The organism is Bifidobacterium mizhiense (genome assembly GCF_020884755.1).
Classification (GTDB): Bacteria; Actinomycetota; Actinomycetes; order Actinomycetales; family Bifidobacteriaceae; genus Bombiscardovia; species Bombiscardovia mizhiensis.
Genome location: NZ_BPWE01000003.1, coordinates 302,517 through 325,024, shown reverse-complemented (window position 1 = coordinate 325,024; position 22,508 = coordinate 302,517). Strand labels below are relative to the sequence as shown.

At 61.1% G+C, this 22,508-nt stretch carries 12 protein-coding genes; 7 read left to right on the top strand and 5 right to left on the bottom strand.

Annotated elements, in window-relative coordinates; genetic code table 11:
• Positions 1-24: 24 nt before the first annotated feature.
• Positions 25-1,299 (bottom strand): exodeoxyribonuclease VII large subunit, encoded by a 1,275-nt coding sequence (gene xseA / locus LPC22_RS06155; protein ID WP_229133161.1) that lies wholly within the window; start codon positions 1,297-1,299, stop codon positions 25-27.
• A 507-nt stretch (positions 1,300-1,806) separates the two neighbouring features.
• On the opposite strand from xseA, the gene LPC22_RS06150 reads away from it, so the two are divergent.
• Positions 1,807-7,278, top strand: coding sequence for an acyl-CoA dehydratase activase-related protein (locus LPC22_RS06150; protein WP_229133138.1), 5,472 nt, complete (start codon positions 1,807-1,809; stop codon positions 7,276-7,278).
• An 83-nt stretch (positions 7,279-7,361) separates the two neighbouring features.
• A complete protein-coding gene (locus LPC22_RS06145; RefSeq protein ID WP_229133137.1) occupies positions 7,362-8,015 on the top strand; it encodes a sugar O-acetyltransferase in 654 nt (217 codons plus the stop codon).
• A gap of 80 nt (positions 8,016-8,095) precedes the next feature.
• Here the strand turns inward: LPC22_RS06145 and LPC22_RS06140 are convergent, their stop codons facing one another.
• The gene (locus tag LPC22_RS06140) at positions 8,096-8,683 is read right to left on the bottom strand and encodes a TetR/AcrR family transcriptional regulator (RefSeq protein ID WP_229133136.1); all 588 of its coding nucleotides are present in this window, start codon (positions 8,681-8,683) and stop codon (positions 8,096-8,098) included.
• 479 nt (positions 8,684-9,162) lie between these two features.
• On the opposite strand from LPC22_RS06140, the gene LPC22_RS06135 reads away from it, so the two are divergent.
• From LPC22_RS06135 to ileS, 4 genes are all read left to right on the top strand, one after another.
• The gene (locus LPC22_RS06135) at positions 9,163-11,247 is read left to right on the top strand and encodes a beta-galactosidase (RefSeq protein WP_229133135.1); all 2,085 of its coding nucleotides are present in this window, start codon (positions 9,163-9,165) and stop codon (positions 11,245-11,247) included.
• Positions 11,248-11,317: 70 nt separating this feature from the next.
• Positions 11,318-13,618 carry a glycoside hydrolase family 3 N-terminal domain-containing protein gene (locus LPC22_RS06130; protein WP_229133134.1) on the top strand — a complete coding sequence of 767 codons (2,301 nt, stop codon included), beginning with the start codon at positions 11,318-11,320 and terminating at the stop codon, positions 13,616-13,618.
• A gap of 74 nt (positions 13,619-13,692) precedes the next feature.
• A complete protein-coding gene (locus LPC22_RS06125) occupies positions 13,693-14,967 on the top strand; it encodes a glutamate-cysteine ligase family protein (RefSeq protein WP_229133133.1) in 1,275 nt (424 codons plus the stop codon).
• Between the two features lie 275 nt (positions 14,968-15,242).
• Positions 15,243-18,587, top strand: a complete 3,345-nt coding sequence (gene ileS / locus LPC22_RS06120) for a mupirocin-resistant isoleucine--tRNA ligase (protein ID WP_229133132.1) — start codon at positions 15,243-15,245, stop codon at positions 18,585-18,587.
• Positions 18,588-18,683: 96 nt separating this feature from the next.
• On the opposite strand, the gene LPC22_RS06115 is transcribed toward ileS, so the two are convergent.
• Complete coding sequence (locus LPC22_RS06115; RefSeq protein ID WP_121913982.1) at positions 18,684-19,631, bottom strand: aldo/keto reductase; 948 nt, start codon at positions 19,629-19,631, stop codon at positions 18,684-18,686.
• A 166-nt stretch (positions 19,632-19,797) separates the two neighbouring features.
• Between LPC22_RS06115 and LPC22_RS06110 the strand changes: the two genes are divergently transcribed.
• Positions 19,798-20,766 carry an SPFH domain-containing protein gene (locus LPC22_RS06110; protein WP_029676141.1) on the top strand — a complete coding sequence of 323 codons (969 nt, stop codon included), beginning with the start codon at positions 19,798-19,800 and terminating at the stop codon, positions 20,764-20,766.
• An 8-nt stretch (positions 20,767-20,774) separates the two neighbouring features.
• Here the strand turns inward: LPC22_RS06110 and LPC22_RS06105 are convergent, their stop codons facing one another.
• Both LPC22_RS06105 and murI read right to left on the bottom strand, forming a co-directional pair.
• Positions 20,775-21,626 (bottom strand): patatin-like phospholipase family protein, encoded by an 852-nt coding sequence (locus LPC22_RS06105; protein ID WP_121913983.1) that lies wholly within the window; start codon positions 21,624-21,626, stop codon positions 20,775-20,777.
• A gap of 68 nt (positions 21,627-21,694) precedes the next feature.
• A complete protein-coding gene (gene murI / locus LPC22_RS06100) occupies positions 21,695-22,480 on the bottom strand; it encodes a glutamate racemase (RefSeq protein WP_101432087.1) in 786 nt (261 codons plus the stop codon).
• Positions 22,481-22,508 lie beyond the last annotated feature (28 nt).

Genomic DNA, 22,508 nt, shown 5'->3' with positions numbered 1-22,508 from the left:
ATGTGGCTGACCGCGTAGGATCGGTCACTGCCCGCTGACGACCCTGGTCTCAATCCGGCCCTCTTTGACAGTCAGGGTCAGATCCTGATCGGCCTGAACCTGCTGCGGGCTGACGACCACCTTCCCGTCCAAGGTCTGCACGACTGCGTATCCGCGGTCCAGCGTTGACTGTGGGGAGAGTGCGGTCAGCGAGGACTGGAGCTTCTCCACGGTCAGGGAGGCATCGTCCACGATCCGCCGCAGGGCGATGTCCAAGCGAACCAGGGACTCGTCGACAAGTCGCTGTGGCTTGTCCAGCATGGTCTGCGGCTTGGTCAGGCTGGGGCGGTTGGCATATCCCTCAATCAGTCGTGTCTCGCCTTCGACCATATTTTCGATGCGCGCATTTATGCGCATCCGGGCCTCCTGGATGATTCCCTCCTGCTCGACCAGGTCGGGCACCACCCGCTTGGCTGCGTCAGTGGGGGTGGAGGCGCGCAGATCCGCCGCCAGGTCGATCAGAGTCCAGTCGTCCTCGTGGCCGATGGCCGAGACGATGGGGGTGACGCAGGCTGCCGTGGCCCGGACCACGGACTCGTCCGAGAAGCCCAGCAGGTCCTCGAAGCTGCCGCCGCCCCTGGCAACGATGATCACATCCACAGCCGGATCGGCATCCAGCTTCTGGATGGCCTCGACCACCTCGGGTGGGCACTGAGGGCCCTGGACGTGGGCGTGCACCACGGAGAATTCGATGGTGGGCCAGCGCAGGCGAGCATTGGTGATCACGTCCCCCTCGGCTCTGGCCTTGGGTGCGCAGATCAGGCCAATGCGCCGGGGAAATTCGGGCAGGGGAACCTTGTTCTCTGCATCGAAGAGGCCCTCGCCCTTGAGCTTGCGCCTGAGCTGGTCGATCTGCTCCTTCAAGTCGCCGGTACCGACACGCTTGATCCGGTCGGCCATAAAGCTCAGACGGGTCTGTTTGATCCAGAGGTCGGGCCGCCCATGCACCACCACGCGGTCGCCCTGGCGGAATTCCCTAGCCTGAGTGGCGAAGGCCCGGAAGCCCATGACGTTGATGGAGATGTCCTCGAAATTGTCACGCAGGGTCAGATATGCCGAACCGGTCCGGCGGGTGTTGATCTCCACGATCTGACCCTCCACCCAGGCTCCGGGCCAGCGGGCCACGGCGTCGTGGTACTTCTGACTGAGCACGCGGACCGGCCAAGGGTCTTCCTCAGTGGTGTCACGTGCCAGGCGGGGCAGCTGATCCAATGGTTTGGGAGCCAGTCCTGAAGGCGCTGGGCCGACCGGCGCACCCATCGACCCGCGCATGTTCGAACCCATGTATGCTCGCACCTGATGCCTCCTGACCATCGGTTCCGCCAGTCTGACCAACTCACCTGGCATAGCCTGTACAGGATGGTATTCGGGTTGGTCAGCGAAGGAAACGTTCTTTCAGGGTCTCTCAATATGGGGACAATTCCATATACTCTGCAGGCTCTCTGAAGGCCCTCTGTCGATTGCTCCTGAGCCAATTTCGCCAAGGGCACAGCGGCTTTTCTTCCATGTGCGATTCGGCTGGGATTGAGGGGAAAGTGTGGAGGACAAGGGTTGGAACCAACGCCCTAATGTACCTGCCCTAGTCCGCGGCTTACCTGCAACAGAGGCGGTTTTGCTGGAAGATGTGTCGAAGGCGACAGCCTTGATTCCTTGATATCGCAAAAGTTATTCACGCTCTGGCGGTAGCATAAATAGAGTAAGCCGGATATGATGTGGTGTCTGCTTTTGGACCCATCATGCGGCGGTCTCACGGATTGAGGTTGTTTCATGTCTGATGGCGTCGACATAACGGGTCGATATAAGGGCACAGGACCGCGGGATCTCCTGCGTGTGGGTTTGGATATCGGGTCGACCACAGTTAAGGCCGTGGTTCTTGGCACGGGTGACAGGCTGGATCAGGCGCTTTTCAGCGACTATCGCCGCCACCACGCCAATGTGCGCCAGTGCGTGGCGGAACTGGTCACTGACATCAAGCTTTCCCTGTCACGGGTTGGTCTGGCCAGCAATCCCATCAGCCTGGTGATCACCGGCTCAGGCGGGCTGGAACTGGCTAGTCAGCTTCAGGCGGAGTTCGCCCAGGAGGTCATCGCCGAGACCGAGGCCATCAACGCCACCTATCCCGAGGGGGATGTGATCATTGAGCTGGGCGGCGAGGATGCCAAGATCACCTATCTGAAGCCCACGCCGGAGCAGCGGATGAATGGGTCCTGCGCAGGTGGGACCGGAGCCTTCATCGATCAGATGGCCACCCTGCTCAATACCGATGCTTCCGGCCTGAACGATATGGCCGCCAAGTATAAGACCATTTATCCCATCGCCTCGCGCTGCGGGGTCTTCGCCAAGTCCGACCTCCAGCCACTGATCAACGACGGAGCCGCCAAGGAGGATCTGGCTGCCTCCATCTTCAACGCCGTTGCCACACAGACCATTTCCGGTCTGGCCTGCGGACGTCCCATTCGTGGCAATGTGATCTTTTTGGGCGGGCCTCTCTTCTTCATGAGCGAGCTCAGGGAAGCCTTCAAGCGGATTCTCCAGGACAGGGTCAGTCGATACATCATTCCCGAGAACGCGCACCTCTATGTGGCTTACGGCGCTGCCATCATGGCTGGCCGTCACGAGCAGGATGACCAGGACAGCGCGGCGCAGGTCAATACTGACTATTCGCCAGAAACCGATGTGAACGACCCCTTCGGTCCGGCTTGGGGGCTGGATCAGGCGGAGGTCGACAAGGCACGCTCCGAGAAGGCTTCGAACCTGGACAAGATGGCTCTGCAGGATGCCATGCAGGATGGCCGTACCACCACACTGGTCAGTGGCGACGATAAGGTCCAGGCGGCCGAGACCGGCAAGGATGCTCGCCAGGATCAAGATATGCATTTTGATCTGACTTCGCTGGATGGCGTCCTTTCTGCATTGAAGGGCTTGGAGAACATGCCCTCCACGGCCAGAACGATCCGGCCGCTCTTCCTGAATGAAGACGAGCGCAGGGAGTTCAACGACCGGCATGGGGCCCAGGTCATCCCCACCGGTGACCTGTCAGGAGCCAAGGGGCCGCATTTCCTGGGCATCGATGCGGGCAGCACCACCATCAAGGCTGTGCTGATCAACGACGACAAGACCATCGTCTGGTCTACTTACGGTGTGCATAAGGATAGCCCGCTGATCGCCGCTGCCAACATCGTCAAGGAAGTCAGGAAGTCCCTGCCGGAGGGCGCCTACATCGCCCGCGCCTGCGCTACTGGTTATGGTGAGGGCCTGGTCAAGGCCGGCCTGCATGTTGACGAGGGCGTGGTCGAGACCATGGCCCACTACAGGGCAGCCGAGGAGATCAGCCCCGGAGTCACCTCGGTCATTGACATCGGCGGGCAGGATATGAAGTACATCGCCGTCAACGATGGGGTCATCGATTCGATCTGCGTCAACGAGGCCTGCTCGGCCGGCTGCGGATCCTTCCTGCAGACCTTTGCCCAGTCCATGGGCATCAGCATCCAGGAGTTCACCAAGCAGGCGCTGGCCTCCGAGGCTCCGACCGATCTGGGCTCCCGCTGCACGGTCTTCATGAACTCCTCGGTCAAGCAGGCTCAGAAGGAGGGCGCCTCCCCGGAGGACATCGCCGCCGGACTCTGCTACTCGGTGGTCAGGAACGCCCTCTACAAGGTCATCAAGCTGCGTGACGCCAACGCCCTGGGGCCAGTGGTCGTGGTTCAGGGAGGCACCTTCCTCAACGATGCCGTCCTGCGGGCCTTTGAGCTCCTTACCGGTCGCAAGGTGACCAGGCCCAACATTGCCGGGCTCATGGGAGCCTACGGTGCCGCACTGACGGCCCGCATGCACTGCCCGCAGAATGACGAGGTCGAGGATTTCGTTGCGGCCAGTTCGCACATGGCCGACGGTGTGAAGTCTGTGGGCAGCACGCCCACAACCCCCAATATGACTCCGGCTCCCACCAAGTCAAAGTTGTCGCCGGCTGCTGCCAACAAGATTGCCTCCAAGAACGACCAGGGGTTCAAGACGACCCTGCCTGACCTGAAGGTGCAGGACGGCCATGTGGTCAGCTCCATCCTGGCAGGGGACGATCTGGACAACCTCTCCATGACCACCACCCACGATGTCTGCAAGCTCTGCCAGAACCACTGCAAGCTGACCATCACCGAATTCGAGGACGGCGGCCGCTATGTGACCGGGAACCGCTGCGAGCGTGGCGGCGACAAGAACAGGAAGCGCTCCGACAGGCCCAATCTCTACGACTTCAAGTACAAGCGGGCCTTCGCCTACCGCCGTCTGACCCCGGACAAGGCCACCAGGGGTGATATCGGCGTTCCCCGTGTGCTCAACATGTATGAGGACTACCCCTTCTGGTTCACCCTGCTGACCTCTCTGGGCTTCCGGGTCATGATCTCCGGGCGTTCCAACCACGAGCTCTTTGAGAGCGGTATGGAGTCCATCGCCTCCGAGAACATCTGCTACCCGGCCAAGCTGGTCCACGGGCACATTCACTCACTGGTCGACAAGGGCATCAAGACCATCTTCTATCCCTGCGTCACCTATGAACAGGAACTGGTTCCCGATACGGACAACCACTACAACTGCCCCATCGTGGCCAACTATCCGGTGGTGATTGAGGCCAACATGGCCGAGCTCAAGGAGAACGGTGTCCGCTTCATGCGACCCTACTTCAACCTGTCCAACAAGGAGAAGATGGTCGAGCGGATCGTCAAGGTCTTCGACTGGGCCAAGGTGAGCGAGGATGAGGCCCGTACGGCCGTCCAGGAGGCCTACCGTGAGGATGCCCGGTTCAAGGAGGATGTGCGCCAGGAGGGACTTCGTGCCCTGGCCTACATGCAGGAGTACGGGGTCAAGGGCGTTGTCCTGTCAGGACGCCCCTACCATGTGGATCCCGAGGTCAACCATGGCATTCCCGAGACCATCTGCTCCCTGGGCATGGCTGTGCTCTCCGAGGACTCCATCTGCGAGCTGAACGTGCATGACCTGCCCAAGCTGAGCGACTACATCATTCCGGCGGCGGGGGAGCGGGCCCTGGCCTCCAACAACCCCACGGCTGCCAAGTTCCGCAAGACCGTGCCTGGCTTCGGTGATGACCATCAGAAGATGCCTCTGAGGGTGACCGACCAGTGGGCCTATCATTCCAGGCTTTATTCCGCGGCCAGGTTCGTCTCCGAGTATCCCGACCTGCAGCTGGTCCAGCTGGTCAGCTTTGGGTGCGGCGTGGACGCCATCACCACCGACCAAGTCCAGGAGATTCTGGCCGACAAGGGCGATGTCTACACGCAGCTGAAGATCGACGAGGTCTCCAACTTGGGTGCTGCCAAGATCCGTCTGCGCTCGCTGAAGGCCGCCATGGACGAACGCCATCAGCGGGATTTGGCCCAAGAGAATGGCGAAGACCAGAAGGAAGCCCCCGTCAAAGAGCAGGCGCCCGCCAAGGTTGCGGTCAAGGATGCTGACCCGTTGCCTGACCTGGTTCAGGCGGAGGAATCATCTGATTCTCAGGGTTCTCAAGAGTCTGCAGACCGCATTGATGTAGTGGATGCGAATGCGTCTGACAAGCCGACATCCGATGGGTTCCGGTCCACCAACGCGCAGAAGATCAGCCTGTCCCAGCGCAAGTCCGACATTGTGGCTCTGGCCAGGTTCGTTGCCCTGCACGACAAGAGCGATCAGGGTCTGATAGGTCTTCACCCTATGGGCATCCGGCCCATCCGGGAAACCATGGCCTCGCGGCAGAAGGATCAGGAAGCCGAAAGCAAGTCGGCAGAGCGTCCGGCCGAACAGAGCCAAGCTGCTCAGCCCAGCGGGGCCGCCGCCAAACCGACCCTGTCCAAGTACGCCACTGAGCATCGCTTCACTAAGGAGATGGGGCACAAATTTACAGTGGTCGCGCCGCAGATGTCACCTGTGCACTTCTCCCTCCTGGAGGCGGTTTTCTCCAGCGCCGACTACCACTTCGAGCTCCTGAAGCATGCCACAGCCGAAGACATCAACACCGGTGTCAAGTACGTCAACAACGATGCCTGCTTCCCCGCCATCATCGTGGTGGGGCAGCTGGTCAACGCCTTCCTCTCCGGAAAGTTCGACCCACACAAGTGCGCGGTCATCGTCACCCAGACCGGCGGCATGTGCAGGGCCACCAACTACTATGGCCTCCTGCGTAAGGCTCTTGCTGATGCGGGCTATGGTTACGTCCCGATCATCACGTTGAGCGTGCAGGGGTTCAAGGCCAATCCCGGTCTCCAGGTAACCCCGGCTCTGCTGCACCGGGCCGTCAAGGCCTTCTACCTGGGCGATGCCATGATTGAGTGCCTGCTCAGGGTTCGCCCCTACGAGCAGGAGCCCGGCTCAGCCAACAGGCTCTACAAGCTCTGGGACACGATCTGCAAGGAGACCATTGAGCACCACGGGTACTCCAAGACCGCCAAGAAGGTCTATGGTCACGGTTATCTGCCCTATGGCACGTTGATGAAGCGGATGATTCGGGCCTTTGATCAACTGCCGCTGCGTGATATCCCTCGTAAGCCTCGGGTGGGCGTAGTAGGCGAGATCCTGGTCAAGTACCATCCCGATGCCAACAACCACGTGGTTGACCTGATCGAAAGCCAAGGTTGTGAGGCGGTGCTTCCCGGTGTCTGTGACTTCATGGTCAACGGCATCTCCAACGCTGAATGGAACGAAGAGATGCTGGGCACAGGCGGTCCTGTAGGCGTCAAGAAAATCGTCCTCAAGGCGGCTGATGCTTATCGAGCTCCCATGATCGCCGGCTTCAAGGCCTCCCATGGAAAGTTCGACATTCCCGCTCACATCACCGACCTGAGGGAGAAGGCTGCCTCGGTCACCTCCCTGGGCGTTCAGGCCGGAGAGGGTTGGCTCCTGACCGGCGAGATCATCGAGCTGATCCAGTCCGGCGCCCCCAACATCGTCTGTGCGCAGCCCTTTGCCTGCCTGCCCAACCATGTGACAGGACGTGGCATGTTCGGCAAGATCCGTAGGACTTATCCTGAGGCTAACATCGTCTCCATTGACTACGATCCCGGTGCCTCGGAGGCCAACCAACTCAACAGGATCAAGCTGATGATCGCCGCCGCCAAGAAGCCGGGCGACCCGCAAAATGCCACCCAGGGCCACGAGGCTGCTCTTAAATCCCAGGCAGCGGGATCGACCGGTTTGGATGCGGGGCAGGCAGCACCCGTCCAGAACGAGGAGAAGGTTCTGGAGAGCCTGTAGTCGGACCGAGGTCGGTGTTTGGGACTAAACCCGCCGGCCTCGAAGCTGCTGAACCACGAAGATCAAGGAAAGAGGGGTTTCCCATGACCAGCCGCGAGGAGATCAAGGCTCTGCTGGATACCGACCAGATCTACATTGCCGATACGCCTGAAATGAAGCAGGTCCAGGATGCCCAGCAGGATCTGGTCTTCGAGTTCAACGCCTGCCGCCCCAGCCAGGTGGAGCAAAAGCAGGATCTCTGCAAACAGATGTTCGGCTCATTCGGCGAAGGCAGTTGGGTTGAGGGACCGGTGCGCGCCAATTGGGCCTGTAACACCTACTGGGGGAGCAAATGCTATGCCAACTTCAACCTGGTTCTGGTAGACGATGGACGCATTGATATAGGCGACCATACCATGTTCGGACCAAACGTCACTATCGTCACCACTGGGCACACCATTCGCCCCGACATACGCGTATATGGAACGCCCCAGTTCTCGGTCCCGGTCAGCATAGGTAGGAATGTGTGGATCGGGGCAGGCGCCATCGTCATGCCGGGAGTAACCATCGGAGACAACACGGTCATCGGGGCAGGGTCCCTGGTCACCAAGGACATCCCCGCCAACGTGGTCGCCTACGGTCATCCTTGCAAGGTCGTCCGTCCCATCAATGACCACGATTATGAATACTACTGGAAGGATCGCCGGTTTCAAGCGCCTTATGACGTCCGGCCCTTCAGCATGGATCAGGAAGGCTGATCGGTTGCTGGCTCCCTGGATGTCCCTGCCGGCTGGCGTCTGGCAGCCGCGGTTTTGGCTACTGCAATGCCTGGGCTTGATCAGCAATATCCATCCCAGAGCGGCAGGGGAAAAATCAGCGCTTTGAACCGGTCCCATTCCTGGATGTAGTCGATTTTCGGCTCACGCAGCAGCCTTATCTGTATGCCGTCCATGGCCTCCAGGCTCATCCTTACCTTGCTCTGCATGTCTTTTGTCCATTCCACTCCATCGGGAAGCAACCATGGGAATTCGGAATAGTGTTTCCAGACCTCTGCCGGCCTGCGGATGAAATAATCATGCAGGGGATGGCTGGTCGAGATGGCCTCAGTTTCCAGGACCGTATAGAGCTGTGTGAGTTCGGGCTGGTTGGCGTTGTGGGCGACCAAATAGTCAAAATAGGCCGGCAAATGTGGATGATCAGGGTCGGACCCGGGTAGGCCCGTCTGAATGAATTCCTCAGGGGTGCCATAAGCATCGTAGATGTCTGTGACCAGGAGGGAGAGCAGGCCTTCCTTGCTGCCCACATAATGGAGGATGCCCGGCTGGGACATCCCCACCATGTCAGCAACGTCTTTGAGCGATATGCCGTTGTACCCATGCTGGCTGATGAGGTGGGCGGCGGCCTGTGTGATTTCCGCTCTTCTCACCTCCGGTGATTTTCTGGTACGGCTCGTCATTGTCTGGTCTTGCGACTCCTTTTCACTGCTCCTGGACATGTTGATACTTATGGTACATGGGGCGTATTGGTAACAGCACAAGGGTTCCGGCTCTTCTGGGGAGAGAAAACAAGTCGTGGCACCCGCGGCCCTGCACAGAGTCGATGACTTGACAGAATCATTGAATACCTGTTAGGTATATCATTATCTAATGATTAGTAGATATGGCTTTTCCGCCATTGGAGTGTCAGAGAAGACTAGTTGAAAGATATCGGCACCATGAGCGACTCAACAACCCTGGCATTGGGTGATTCCGAACTTCTGCAGGTGCATAAGGACTCCTCGGAGCCGTCAACCGATCTGGAATGGACTAGGGAAGAAAGCCAAGGCTTCCAGACAAACCAGAGCCGCAATCTTTCAGCATCATCGTCCTTTGAATTGAGTCCTGTCAATCAAGATTGGAGTTCATTATGTCAGACAATGCGAGCAGCACGCGCCTTCCGGACAGGCTCATCTTCGGGTGTGCCTACTACGACGAATACATGCCCTATAAGCGGGTGGACAAGGATATGTCCATGATGAAGTCCGCTGGCATTACCACCATTCGTATCGCCGAATCCACCTGGAGCACTCTGGAGCCCCAGCCCGGCGTATTCGACTTCAGCCATGTGGACCGGGTACTGGATGCCGCAGGACGATTCGGCATCCAGGTCATCGTGGGCACGCCCACCTATGCCGTCCCCGCCTGGCTGGTTGCCATGCATCCGGATGTTCTGGCGGACACCCCTAATGGTCCCAATCGGTATGGCGCTCGCCAGATCATGGACATTGTCAACCCTTCCTACCGGTACTATGGCGAGCGCGTCATACGCAGGCTGATAAGCCATGTGTCCGATAACCCCCAGGTGATCGGCTACCAGGTCGACAATGAAACCAAGTACTACGACTGTGTATCGCCCGACATGCAGCGGCTCTTCGTCAAGGATCTGCGACGGCGATTTGACGACGATCTGGATCGTCTCAATGCTGCCTTTGGCCTGGACTACTGGTCCAACAGAATTGACTCCTGGGAGGACTTTCCCGATCTGACCGGGACCATCAATGCGTCATTGGGCTCGGCATTCGACCGCTTCCGCCGAAGCCAGGTCAGTCGTTACCTGGCCTGGCAGGCTGGCATTGTGCGCGAATATGCCCGCGAGGACCAATTCGTCACTCACAACTTCGATTTCGACTGGAGCCCGGGCTGGTCATACGGCATCCAGCCAGCCGTCGATCATTTCGAGGCGGCCGAATGTCTGGATGTGGCCGGTGTGGATATCTACCATCCCACGGAGGATGAGCTGACCGGCAAGGAGATCGCCTTCGGCGGGGACATGACCCGCAGTCTGAAGGGCGGCGCCAACTACCTGGTCCTGGAAACCGAAGCCCAGGGGCAGAACGGCTGGCTGCCCTACCCGGGCCAGCTGCGGCTTCAGGCATACAGCCATCTGGCATCGGGGGCTGACGGGGTCATGTACTGGCACTGGCATTCCATCCACAATTCCTTTGAGACCTACTGGAAGGGGCTGCTTTCACAGGACATGGAACCCAACCCCACCTATGAGGAGGCCGGGCGGTTCGGCAGGCAGGTAGCGCAAAAGGGTGTGGGGGAGCGCCTGATCAACCTCCAAAAGCGCAACAAGGTCGCCATTATGGTGGGCAACGACTCCCTGACCGCCCTGGACTGGTTCTCCCTGGAGACCGGTTTCCCCCGTCAGCAGGGGCAGATCTCCTACAACGATGTGGTCAGACGGGTCTACGATGCCCTCTTCGAGCTCAACATAGAGTGCGATTTCATCAGCGACAAGGCTGACCGGTCCCAGCTGGGTCGCTATGCCATGGTCGTGGTTCCAGCCTTGTACAGCACCAATGAGGATACGCTGAGGGTCTTGGCCGATTACGTTCATCAGGGAGGTCACTTGGTGGCCACGCTGCGCTCCTTTGTGGCGGACGAGAATCTCAAGGTTTGGCATGACAAGGCACCGCACCTGCTGACCGACGTGTTCGGCATCGACTACAACCAGTTCACCCGTCCCGGCAAGGGTCTTACCTTGGATTTGCATGGGACCGACCAAGCCGGGCCGGCCTGCCAGGGGTTGATTGAGCTGCTGAATCCGCGTCCCGATACTCAGGTCCTGGCATCCTATGACCACCCGGTCTGGGGGCGGTATGCGGCTGTGACCCGTCATGATTACGGTCGCGGCAGCGCGGAGTGGATTGGCACTCTACCGTCGGCCCAGGGTATGCGGCTGCTGCTGTCGGATGCGGCGGATGTGGCTGGACTGAGTGGTCCTGCCCGGGACTTGTCCGGCTTGGTCACTGTGCGTGAGGGTACCAACGCCTTGGGGGAGCAGGTCGCCTATTTGCTCAATTATTCGTCCGAGAAGGTCAGGCTCGATGCACCCTATGGTGGGCATCTGCTGGTGGCAGACGGGCAGGCTGATCCTCAGGCGCGTGTGGATCAGGGCCAGTCCATGACTATCGGCCCCTGGGACCTGGCGATCATTGTTCGGTAAACCGTCTTCAGCCTGACCGACTGCAAAGCTATCAGTTTATGAGTTATCGAGGAGAAAGGAAGGTGCCCAGATGGCATCAAGGAAGTTGACGGAGGATCTGCCCTACCGCAATCCCGACCTGAGCGTGGATGAGCGGGTGGCCGACCTGCTGGGACGGATGACCCGGGAAGAGAAGGTAGGCCAGATGATGCAGCTGGACGCCAGCCAGGGGGTGGACAAGGAGGTGGTGGATCAGCACGCCGGATCCCTGCTGCATGTCTCTCCGAAGAACATGATCAAGGCTGACAAGGCCGTTCATCGCACCCGACTGGGCATCCCCCTGCTGATCGGCGACGACTGCATCCACGGCCATTCCTTCTTCCGTGGGGCCACCATCTTTCCCGAGCAGCTGGGCATGGCAGCCTCCTTCGACCCTGAACTGGTTCAGCGGATGGGGCGGGCTGCAGCCGAGGAGATCGCCGCGACAGGTATTCATTGGACCTTCTCCCCGGTGCTTTGCATCGCCAGGGACACCCGCTGGGGTCGGGTGGACGAGACCTTCGGCGAGGATCCCTTCCTGATCGGCGAAATGGCCTCGGCCATGGTGCGCGGCTACCAGGGCGGATCAGCCATGACCGGAACCCTGCCCAAGGATGCTGTGCTGGCCACGGCCAAGCACTTTGCCGGCTACTCCGAGACCCAGGGCGGGCGCGACGCCTCCGAGGCCGACTTCTCGCACCGCAAGCTGCTCTCCTGGTTCCTGCCGCCCTTCGAGCGCCTGGCCAAGGAGGGCGTGGCCACCTTCATGTTGGGCTACGAGTCCATAGACGGGGTACCGGTCACCATCAACAACTGGCTGCTCAACGACGTTCTTCGAGGGGAGTGGGGTTACCAGGGCACCCTGATCACCGACTGGGACAACGTGGGCCGCATGGTCTGGGAGCAGAAGGTGCAGCCCGACTACGCCAGGGCCGCCGCGGCCGCAGTCAAGGCAGGCAACGACCTGATCATGACCACGCCAGGCTTCTACCAGGGAGCCTTGGATGCGCTGGATGTCGGGCTGTTGCGCGAGGAGGACCTTGACCGGGCGGTCAAGCACATCCTGGCCCTGAAATTCCGCATGGGGCTCTTCGAGGATCCGCGCCTGCCCGATCCCGAGGCCCAGAAGGTAGTCATCAACTCACCGGAGCACCAGGAGCTCAACCTCCAGGTGGCCCAGGAGTCTGCAGTCCTTTTGAAGAACGACGGCATCCTGCCCCTGTTCGGAGGTGTGGATGCTGATGGCCGCCCTGGTAATGGCTCAGCACACAGCATTGCCTTGGTGGGTCCGCTGATCGACGATGCCCAGAACCAGCTAGGGGACTGGGCGGGCGGTTCAGGTCAGTGCGACTGGATCAAGGACCAGCCTCGGGAGATGATCACGACCGTGGCCGACGGTCTGCGTCAGGAGTTGCCCGAAAACTGGCAGCTTAACTGCGAGCAGGGTGTTGAGGTGCTCCGTCTGGTCGACGACCCGGCGGGCAAACTCTTCCCCGATGGCCAGCCCAGGCCCAAGGTGGCGGCCCCGGCTAGGATTGATCAGCGCCGCTTCGACAGGGCCGTAGACCTGGCCAGGCAAAGCGACCTGGTGGTTGCCGTGGTCGGCGACGTGGTCCAGCTGGTGGGCGAGGGCCGTTCAACCGCCACCTTGGAGCTCTATGGTCCTCAGCGTGATTTGCTGGATGCCCTGGAGTGGACGGGCAAGCCCATGGTCATTGTGCTCATGTCTTCCAAGCCGCTGATCCTGCCTCCGTCTGCGCAGTCGGCTAGGGCTCTGATCTGGCAGCCCGACCCGGGCATGCAGGGCGGTCGTGCCCTGGCCAGGATTCTCGTCGGCAAGGTCGAGCCCACAGGCAGACTGCCCATCACCTTCCCTAGGCATGCCGGGCAGCTGCCGGTCTACTACAACCAGATCCGGGGCCAGCATGGAAACCGCTATGCCGATCTGACCCAGGATCCTGCCTTCGCCTTCGGCCAGGGGATGGGCTACACCACCTTTGCATACGGAAAGCCTCGGGTCGATGGACCAGACACCGTTGGCCCAGAGGACACGGTCAGGGTGACCGTGGACCTGACCAACACCGGCCAGCGGCCGGGCACCGAGGTCGTTCAGGCTTATATTAGCGACCTGGTGACCTCCGTCAGCTGGGCTGACCGCGAACTCAAGGCCTTCCAAAGGATTCAGCTGGATCCAGGGCAGACTCGGAAGGTGGTCTTTGACCTCCCTGTGGCCGAGTGGACCCTGGTTGATGCCGACTGCAACCGCAGGGTCGAACCCGGCCAATTCCAGGTACTGGTGGGGTCCTCCTCACGAAGGGAAGACCTGCAGGCCGTGACGGTGACCGTGGGCTGACTGACCGCCATCCGGTAGCGGAACTCCTCGCGTGTTGATTGCCCAGGGCCCTCGTCCGCTCCTACGATTGCAGCATGAGGAAAAGCGTAGGCGCTGGGTACGCGCACCTGTTGACGGTCCCTAATCCGCGGCATGTAGCCAGCCTGGTCGACTACTTTTCGCGCGGGTCTAAGCCGCGGTCCCAGTGGCGGTTCGGCATCGAGATTGAGCATCTGCCGGTCCGCAACGACGGATCCGATGCCCCGGTTCCCTATGAGGGGGAGCGGGGCATCGAGGCCCTGCTGTCTGCCTTGGAGCCCTGCTACGACGGCGATAAGGAGTACCGGGAGGACGGACACCTGGTGGGGCTGAGCAGGCCGGGCTGTGTGGTCTCCTTGGAGCCCGGCAGCCAGGTGGAGTGCTCCCTGGGTGTGGTGCGGGACAGCCGAGAATTCGAGGACCTCTACCGTCGCTTCCGTGCCGAGGTCGACCCCATTGCCGAGCGCTTGGGGTTCCGGCTGGTCGAGTACGGGTACCGTCCGGCTGGTTCCTACGCGGATGTGGGCGTCAATCCCAAGGAACGCTATGCGGTCATGAACACCTACCTGGGTCGCATTGGTCAGTGTGGACCCATGATGATGCGTAGCACCGCCTCCACTCAGATCAGCATCGATTATCAGGACGAGAAGGATGCCATCGCCAAGATCCGTCTGGGCACGGCCATCGGTCCCATCTTGGCCTACTTCTTCCGCAACACTCCGATCTTTGAGGGGAAGCCCAACCGCATGCCCCTACGGCGCCAGCGGATCTGGGACTGGCTCGACACCCAGCGCACAGGCCTGATTCCCGGGCTGTTCGAGGATGGCTTCGGCTGGGAGGACTATGCCGTGGACATACTCTCCACTCCGCTCATGGTCGCCGATGTCTCCCACACCCCTGAGGTGGATGGACCGCAGGGGAAGCAGGTCTTCATCGCCTGGCACGAAAACGCCGGGGAAATCTATCCTGACCGCCGGCTCAACGACGCCGAGATAGCGCACATCCTGACTACGCACTTCAATGACGTCCGCCTGAAGAACTACATCGAGCTCAGGCACTGGGATTCCCTGCCCATGGAACGGGCCAGCAGACTTCTTGAGGTCGTCGGCGGTATCTTCTACGACTCGGAACGATTCGGCAGACTTGTCGGACTCATGGACGGGGTGAGCGAGGAGGATGTGCTCCAGGCCAAGGCCGACCTGCAGGTCCGCGGCGGCCAGGCCAGCCCCTATGGCCATTCCCTGGACTTCTGGAGGCAGGCACTAGGTGTCGAAAACACTCTGGATAACCTGCCGGGTGATCCACGCCATCCCGATCGCTTCCAGTCCTGACGACTGTTTCGTTATGCGAACGTGCGGGTCCGGTTTCCTGAAGATGGTATAATCTGTTCACCAATGGGCCTTGATCCGTCATCAGCGGGGAGCCCTCGGAAGAACGGGACTGCTTGCGGCGATCCTCAGTAGAACCGACGGGTGGGCCCGCATAGCCCAGATCAAGCGGTCCGGCGCGGGTCATTGGCCGGGCAAGCGAGGTGGTACCGCGGTGGGCCCCCTGGGTCCCTCGTCCTCGGCATGGCGATATGAACGACCAGCGAGGAGCGTGAACGGTGAATCAGACCACTGATACCTCAGATGCGACAAATCGGGATGGGGAAGTTTATCCCAAGGCGGTGGTGGACCCGGCTCTGGCTAAGGTGAAGCCCAATCCTTCCTTCCCTGATATGGAGGAGTCCGTTCTGGACTACTGGGATCAGGACGACACCTTCAACAAATCTGTGGATCGTCGCCCTTCCGGCGATCATGCCGACAACGAGTTCGTCTTCTTCGATGGCCCGCCCTTCGCCAACGGCCTGCCCCACTATGGGCACCTGCTGACAGGCTACGTCAAGGATGTCATTCCCCGCTACCAGACCATGAAGGGTCACAAGGTCAACCGGGTCTTTGGCTGGGACACCCACGGTCTGCCCGCCGAGCTGGAGGCCCAACGCGAGCTCGGCATCGACAGCGTGGATCAGATTGAGCAGATGGGCATCGAGAAGTTCAATGACGCCTGCCGCGCTTCAGTGCTCAAGTACACCAACGAGTGGAAGGACTACGTCCATCGTCAGGCCCGATGGGTGGACTTCGACCACGGATACAAGACTCTGAACGTCTCCTATATGGAGTCGGTCATGTGGGCCTTCAAGACCCTCTACGAGAAGGGCCTGGCCTACAAGGGCTACCGGGTGCTGCCCTACTGCTGGAAGGATCAGACCCCGCTGTCCAACCACGAGCTGCGTATGGATGCCGATGTCTATCAGGACCGGCAGGACACCACCGTCTCCGTGGCCGTCAAGCTCAGGGACGAAGATGCCTATGCGGTCTTCTGGACCACCACCCCCTGGACTGTTCCCACCAACCTGGCCATCGTGGTCGGCGCCGATATCGAATACTCGGAGGTCAGCCCGGTGTCGGGGTCCTTCGCCGGCAAGCGCTTCTACATCGCCACGGCCCGTCTGGGCGACTACGCCAAGCAGCTGGGGGAGGACTACCAGGTGGTTCGCACCCTCAAGGGCTCCCAGATGGAAGGCTGGCGGTACTGGCCGGTCTTCCCCTACTTCGCCGGAGAGCAGGCCGAATCCGAGGGCGGCACCCCCGGCCCCAATGCCTATACCATTTACACGGCTGACTACGTCGACACTGTGGAGGGCACCGGCCTGGTCCACCAGGCTCCCTATGGCGAGGACGATATGAACACCCTGAACGCCAAGGGCATCCGCAGCGTGGATGTCCTCGATGCCGGGGCCGTCTTCACCGAGCAGTGCCCTGACTATCAGGGCCTGCAGGCCTTCGATGCCAATATGCCCATCGTGCGCAACCTGCGCGCAGGCGACGGCCCCCTGGCACAGATCCCTGTCGAGCATCGTGCCCTCCTCTTCCAGGAGAAGAGCTACGTCCACTCCTACCCCCACTGCTGGCGTTGTGGCACCCCCCTGATCTACAAGCCGGTCTCCAGCTGGTTCGTCTCCGTGACCAAGATCAAGGACCGCCTGCTGGAACTCAACCAGCAGATCAACTGGATCCCCGAGAATGTCAAGGACGGCCAGTTCGGCAAGTGGCTGGCCAACGCCCGCGACTGGTCCATCTCCCGCAACAGGTTCTGGGGCTCGCCCATCCCGGTCTGGGTCTCGGATGATCCCAAGTACCCCCGGGTGGATGTCTACGGGTCCCTGGATGAGCTCAAGAAGGACTTCGGACGTTACCCGACTGACGACAAGGGGCAGATCAACATGCATCGGCCCTGGATCGACCAGCTGACCAGGCCCAACCCTGACGACCCGACCGGCAAGTCCACTATGCACAGGATCACCGATGTGCTGGACTGCTGGTTCGAGTCGGGCTCCATGCCCTTCGCCCAGTTCCACTACCCCTTCGAGAACAAGCAGTACTTCGAGGACAGGGATCCCTGCGATTTCGTGGTGGAGTACATCGGCCAGACCCGTGGCTGGTTCTACACCATGCACATCATGTCCACGGCCCTCTTCGACCGGCCGGCCTTCAAGAACGTGATCTGCCATGGCATTGTTCTGGGCTCCGACGGCCAGAAGATGAGCAAGCACCTGCGCAACTATCCGGATGTGAACGAGGTCTTCGACAAGTATGGTTCCGATGCCATGCGGTGGTTCCTGATGAGCTCTTCCATCCTGCGCGGCGGCAACCTGGTCGTCACTGCCGATGGCATTCGCGACACGGTCCGCCAGGTCATGCTGCCGGTCTGGAGCTCCTACTACTTCTACACGCTCTACGCCAACGCGGCCAACAAGGGCGCCGGCTACCAGGCCCAGGCGCTAACGCCGGATCGGGTGGCGAGCCTGCCGGAGATGGACCGCTTCCTGCTGGCACGGACCCGGCGGCTGATCCAGTCGGTGCAGAAGGCCCTGGATGACTTTGCCATCTCTGATGCCTGCGATGCAGTGACCGACTTCATCGATGTGCTGACCAACTGGTACATCCGCAACAACCGCGACCGCTTCTGGGGCGAGGACCACCAGGCCTTCGACACCCTCTACACGGTCCTGGAGGCTTTCGCCCGAGTTTTGGCCCCGCTGGCGCCCATGGAGGCCGAGCAGATCTGGCGTGGTCTGACCGGCGGCGAGTCGGTCCATCTGGCTGACTGGCCCTTCCTGGCCGATGAGGCCACCGGGCAGGAGACCGAACTGGGACAGGTCCTGCGTGACGATCCTGCCCTGGTAGCCGCCATGGAGAAAGTTCGCGAGGTGGTTTCGGCCACCCTGGCCTTGCGCAAGGCCGAGCAGATCCGCGTCCGCCAGCCCCTGTCCCGGTTGACGGTGGTGGTTCGTGACCCCGATGCGGCCCGCCCCTACGTGGACGTGCTCAAGTCCGAGCTCAACATCAAGGATGTGGAATTCTGCACCCTGGATCAGGCCGGACAGCACGGCTTGCGAATCATCCACGATCTCAAGGTCAACGCCCGTGTGGCCGGGCCTCGCCTGGGCAAGCAGGTCCAGTTCGTCATCCGGGCCTCCAAGCAGGGCGACTGGTCGGAGCAGGACGGCCATGTGGTCGTCACTACCCCCGACGGACCTGTGGCCTTGGAGCCAGGCGAATACGAACTGGACAACAGGATCGAGCAGGAGGATGGCTCCCAGGCTGACCGTTCGGCCTCCGCAGCCCTGCCCACCGGCGGCTTCGTCATCCTCGACACCCAGCTGGACGACGACCTCCTGGCCGAAGGCTATGCCAGAGATCTGATCCGCCAGGTTCAGGATGCCCGGAAGACCGCTGGCCTGGACATCGCTGACCGGATCCGGCTGACCCTGACCCTGCCTAGGGAGGATGCCCCCAAGGCCCAGCAGTTCAGCGACCTGATCGCACACGAGACCCTGGCCACCAGCCTGACCGTCAATGCCGGCGATGTGGACCAGCCCCGGGTTGACTTGGTTAAGGCCTGATCATCGTTGCACAAAAGGGCTTCCATCCCGTATCGGATGGAAGCCCTTTTTATTAAGCCCTGCTGCAGGCAACTGCGATGGGGTACCGGCTGCAGATCAGCCCTTGACCTTGTCGCTGACCTGATCCAGGGTCTGCATATCCTGGTCACTCAGTTCCAGATGAGCAGCGGCCAGCAGGGCTGGCAGTTGCTCAGGGGTGCGTGCAGAGGCGATGGGTGCCGCGATCCCAGGCCTGTGGTTGAGCCAGGCCAGGGCGACGGTGGCCAGTTCGACCCCGTGAGCCTTGGCGATGTCGTCCATGGCGGCGACCACGTCCAGCCCCTCCTGGGTGAAGAAGTCCTTGACCATGCCCTCGCGCTTTTTGCCCTTGAGGTCATCCATGGTCCGGTACTTGCCCGTCAGGAAGCCTGAAGCCAGCGAGAAGTAGGGGAAGACAGCCAGGTCCTCGTCCTTGGCGACCTGCATAAGGCCACCCTCATAGGTCTTGCGGTAGACCAAATTGTATTGGGGCTCCAGGGCCACCGGCAGGGTCAGGCCCTCCTTGCGTGCAATGCTGAACCATTCACGGATCCGGTCCGGTGTGTAGTTGGACACTCCGATGGCCCGGACCTTGCCCTCCTTGACCAGCTTGTCGAAGGCTGCCGCAGTCTCCTCCAAGGGGGTGGAGCTGTCGTCGAAGTGGGCGTAGTAGAGGTCGATCACATCCAGGCCCAGTCTGAGCAGAGAGGCATCGGCAGCGGCCTCGATGTTCTTGGCTGACAGGCCTGAGTACTGGGGGTGTTGGCTGACCTTCGTGGCCACCAGGACCTTGTTGCGGTTGCCGTTCTTGGCCAGCCAGCGGCCCAGGACGATCTCGGACTCGCCGCCGGAGTGGCCTGGGGCCCAGGCCGAATAGACGTCAGCTGTGTCGATCAGGTTGCCTCCGGCTGCCGTGTAGGCGTCCAGGACCCGGTCAGATTCGGACTCGTCGCTGGTCCATCCGAAGGTGTTGCCGCCTAGAACCAAGGGGAAGATATCGGCGTCGATGCCGCGTAGTTTTGCCATATTCATCCTTTCGGGTTGAAGCCTTGTTAAGCCGAGTCTATTACCCCTTGTGTGCCCGAACCGAGTATTCAGACGAGTCCATCATGTATGGTGATGGGAGGAAAGGCCGGAATGGTGCGGTTTTCAAGTCCGGCCCCAAGGGTTTTAAGCTCGAAGGAGAACACTCATGCATCTGGGCATCGCCATTGTGATCGTCGTGCTGGTTCTGGCGCTGATCATCTTCCTTCTGGGGATTTTCGTGGTACCCCAGCAGCAGGCGGACGTCATTGAGCGCTTCGGCAAGTACCACCGCGTGGCGCTGGCAGGTATTCACGCCAAAATTCCCCTGGTGGACCGGATAGTCGCCAAGACCAACCTGCGGGTCAACCAGTTGAATGTCAAGCTGGAGACCAAGACCAAGGACAACGTCTTCGTCACCGTCGAGGTCTCCGCACAGTTCCGGGTGGAGGCGGCCAACGTATCCACGGCCTACTACGAGCTGGTCGACCCGGCGGGCCAGCTGCGTTCCTACATGGAGGACGCTCTCAGGTCGGCCATTCCGGCCCTGAGCCTGGATGACGCCTTCGCCCGCAAGGATGACATCGCCTCCGATGTGCAGCAGACTGTGGGCCAGGAGATGCAGCGCTTCGGGTTCTCGGTCATCAAGACCCTGGTCACGGCCATCGACCCCTCCACCCAGGTCAAGCAGGCCATGGACTCCATCAATGCGGCCCAGCGTGAGAAGGAGGCCACCAGGGAGCGTGCCGAAGCCCGACGGATCGAGATCGAGACCCAGGCCAGGGCCGATGCCGAGAAGACCAGGATGCAAGGCGAGGGCCAGGCCAACTACCGGCGGGAGATCGCCAACGGCATAGTGGATCAGATCAACAGTCTGCGGGCCGTGGGCATGGATATCGATGCCGTCAACAATGTGGTGCTCTTCAACCAATATCTGGATGTGATGCGCTCGCTGGCCGAGTCCGACAATGCCAAGACCTTGGTTCTGCCAGCGGCGACCCCCGGTGGCTACAACGAACTCTTCAACCAGATGACCGCAGCGCTGATGACCGCCCAGAGCACCCAGGGGAGTGCGGATCCCCGCCATGGCCGCAGGAGCGCGGGCACAGAGGGCGGGGCCGAGATGCCGGTTCTGTAAGGCCTTGCTCAGCTTTCCAGGAAGTCGGCTATGGCCTCGGCTGCCCGGTAGCCCTTGTCATACATGGCGTTGAGTCCCTTGAGCGACTTGCTCAGCGTGGTCAGCCCGCACAGGCTGTCCGGGGCCAGGATGAGCACCTGGCCCTTCTTTTCGGCCTGCTTGGCCAGGGCCACCTCGTCGTTGTAGGTGCGGTAGCGCTCCATCAGGCGCTCGCCGGCCGCCGGATAAGTTCTGGCTAGGATTCGGGCCGGCAGGACATCCTTCTTCTGCTCGCGCAGAATATCCCTCTGACGGGTCAGAACCAGGACGATACGCTCGTAGCCCTCGTCCATGGCCTTGCGAACCGGAACCGGGTCGGCGATACCGCCGTCCAGATAGGGCACGCCATCGATCATGTAGGGCTTGTTGGCCACGGGCACGGTGGATGAGGCCTTGAGGATATCGTAGTTGTCCTGGGCCAGGTCGGACTTGTCGAAGTAGACAGTGGATCCGTCAGTGGCCTTGCAGGCCACTACGGTGAACAGGGCCGGATTGGCCTTCAAAGCCTGGTAATCCAGCGGGCATTCCCCATCGTGGGCCGACAGTTTGCCATAGACGTAGTCCAGATCAACGAAGGTGTGCTTGGTCAGGAAGTTGCTCACGCTCGCGTACTCCTTGCGGGAGGAGTACACCGTGTAAAAGCGGTAGCAGCGTCTGAGCTGGCCCGACAGGAACGAGGCCAGATTGGCGCTGCCGGCCGAGACCCCGTAGCAGTGATCGAAGGTGATGCCCTGCTCCATGCAGCGGTCGAAGACGCCGGCGCCGAAGATGGACCGGTAGCCGCCGCCTACGTCGATGACGGCTGTTCTTTTGCGTGCCATGGGCACCTCGTTTCCTGACAAGTATCCGCGCTTGATGTCAGCTTATGCGTGAACGTAGGACAAGCCGTTCAGGGACGGCAGGAGGCCAGCAGCCGCTTGGACAGATCCAGCATGGCCGGTGAGGGATCGGAGTTGGCGATCTGTACGCTGCCGGGGCCCGGGCCCGGGTTGAGGGCATCGGCCTGGGCCAGCAGATCCTTGAGGTGGCGGGCCGTCCCAGGGTTGCCGTCGATCAGCGCCAGGCCCGGCGGGCAGATGCGGGCGATGGATTGTCGGAAGAAGACGAAGTGGGTGCAGCCCAGGACCAGGGCATCCAGGGTCTGCAGATCATAGGGGTCCAAATAACGGTGCAGGGTGGCATCGACCAGGGCCTGGTCGTTCAGCCTGTCAGACTCCACAATGGTCACCAGGTCCGGGCAGGGCTGGGTGAGGATGGTGTGCCTGCCGGAGAACCGTGCCATCAGGCGTGAGAACTTGGCTTCCTTCAAGGTCAGCGGGGTGGCCGTGACCAGTACGCGTTGGGGTCGGCCTCCGCCGCGCATGCAAGCGAGTTTCAGTGCCGGCTCCATGCCGATGACCGGGATCGGGTAGCGCCGGCGCATGTCATCCACGCAGACGCTGGTGGCGGTGTTGCAGGCGATGACCATGGCCTTGATGCCCTGGTCCATGAATCGGTCGCCGATAACCTGGCAGCGCTGGGCGATCTGTGCTGGCTCCTTGGTGCCGTAGGGGGCGTAGGCGGAGTCGCCGAAGTAGAGCAGGTTTTCTTGAGGAAGGAGGTTACGGATGGCTGCGGTGACGCTCAGACCGCCGAGTCCGGAGTCGAAGATCCCGATCGGTGCATCTGATGTCATCTGATCCGCTCCTTTCACAGCCGAAGAA

Coding starts and splice junctions, on each gene's coding strand:
- LPC22_RS06150 (WP_229133138.1), top strand. CDS start 1,807: ATGTCTGATGGCGTCGACATAACGGGTCGATATAAGGGCACAGGACCG.
- LPC22_RS06115 (WP_121913982.1), bottom strand. CDS start 19,631: ATGGCAAAACTACGCGGCATCGACGCCGATATCTTCCCCTTGGTTCTA.
- LPC22_RS06105 (WP_121913983.1), bottom strand. CDS start 21,626: ATGGCACGCAAAAGAACAGCCGTCATCGACGTAGGCGGCGGCTACCGG.
- LPC22_RS06135 (WP_229133135.1), top strand. CDS start 9,163: ATGTCAGACAATGCGAGCAGCACGCGCCTTCCGGACAGGCTCATCTTC.
- murI (WP_101432087.1), bottom strand. CDS start 22,480: ATGACATCAGATGCACCGATCGGGATCTTCGACTCCGGACTCGGCGGT.
- LPC22_RS06145 (WP_229133137.1), top strand. CDS start 7,362: ATGACCAGCCGCGAGGAGATCAAGGCTCTGCTGGATACCGACCAGATC.
- xseA (WP_229133161.1), bottom strand. CDS start 1,299: ATGGGTGCGCCGGTCGGCCCAGCGCCTTCAGGACTGGCTCCCAAACCA.
- LPC22_RS06110 (WP_029676141.1), top strand. CDS start 19,798: ATGCATCTGGGCATCGCCATTGTGATCGTCGTGCTGGTTCTGGCGCTG.
- LPC22_RS06130 (WP_229133134.1), top strand. CDS start 11,318: ATGGCATCAAGGAAGTTGACGGAGGATCTGCCCTACCGCAATCCCGAC.
- LPC22_RS06125 (WP_229133133.1), top strand. CDS start 13,693: ATGAGGAAAAGCGTAGGCGCTGGGTACGCGCACCTGTTGACGGTCCCT.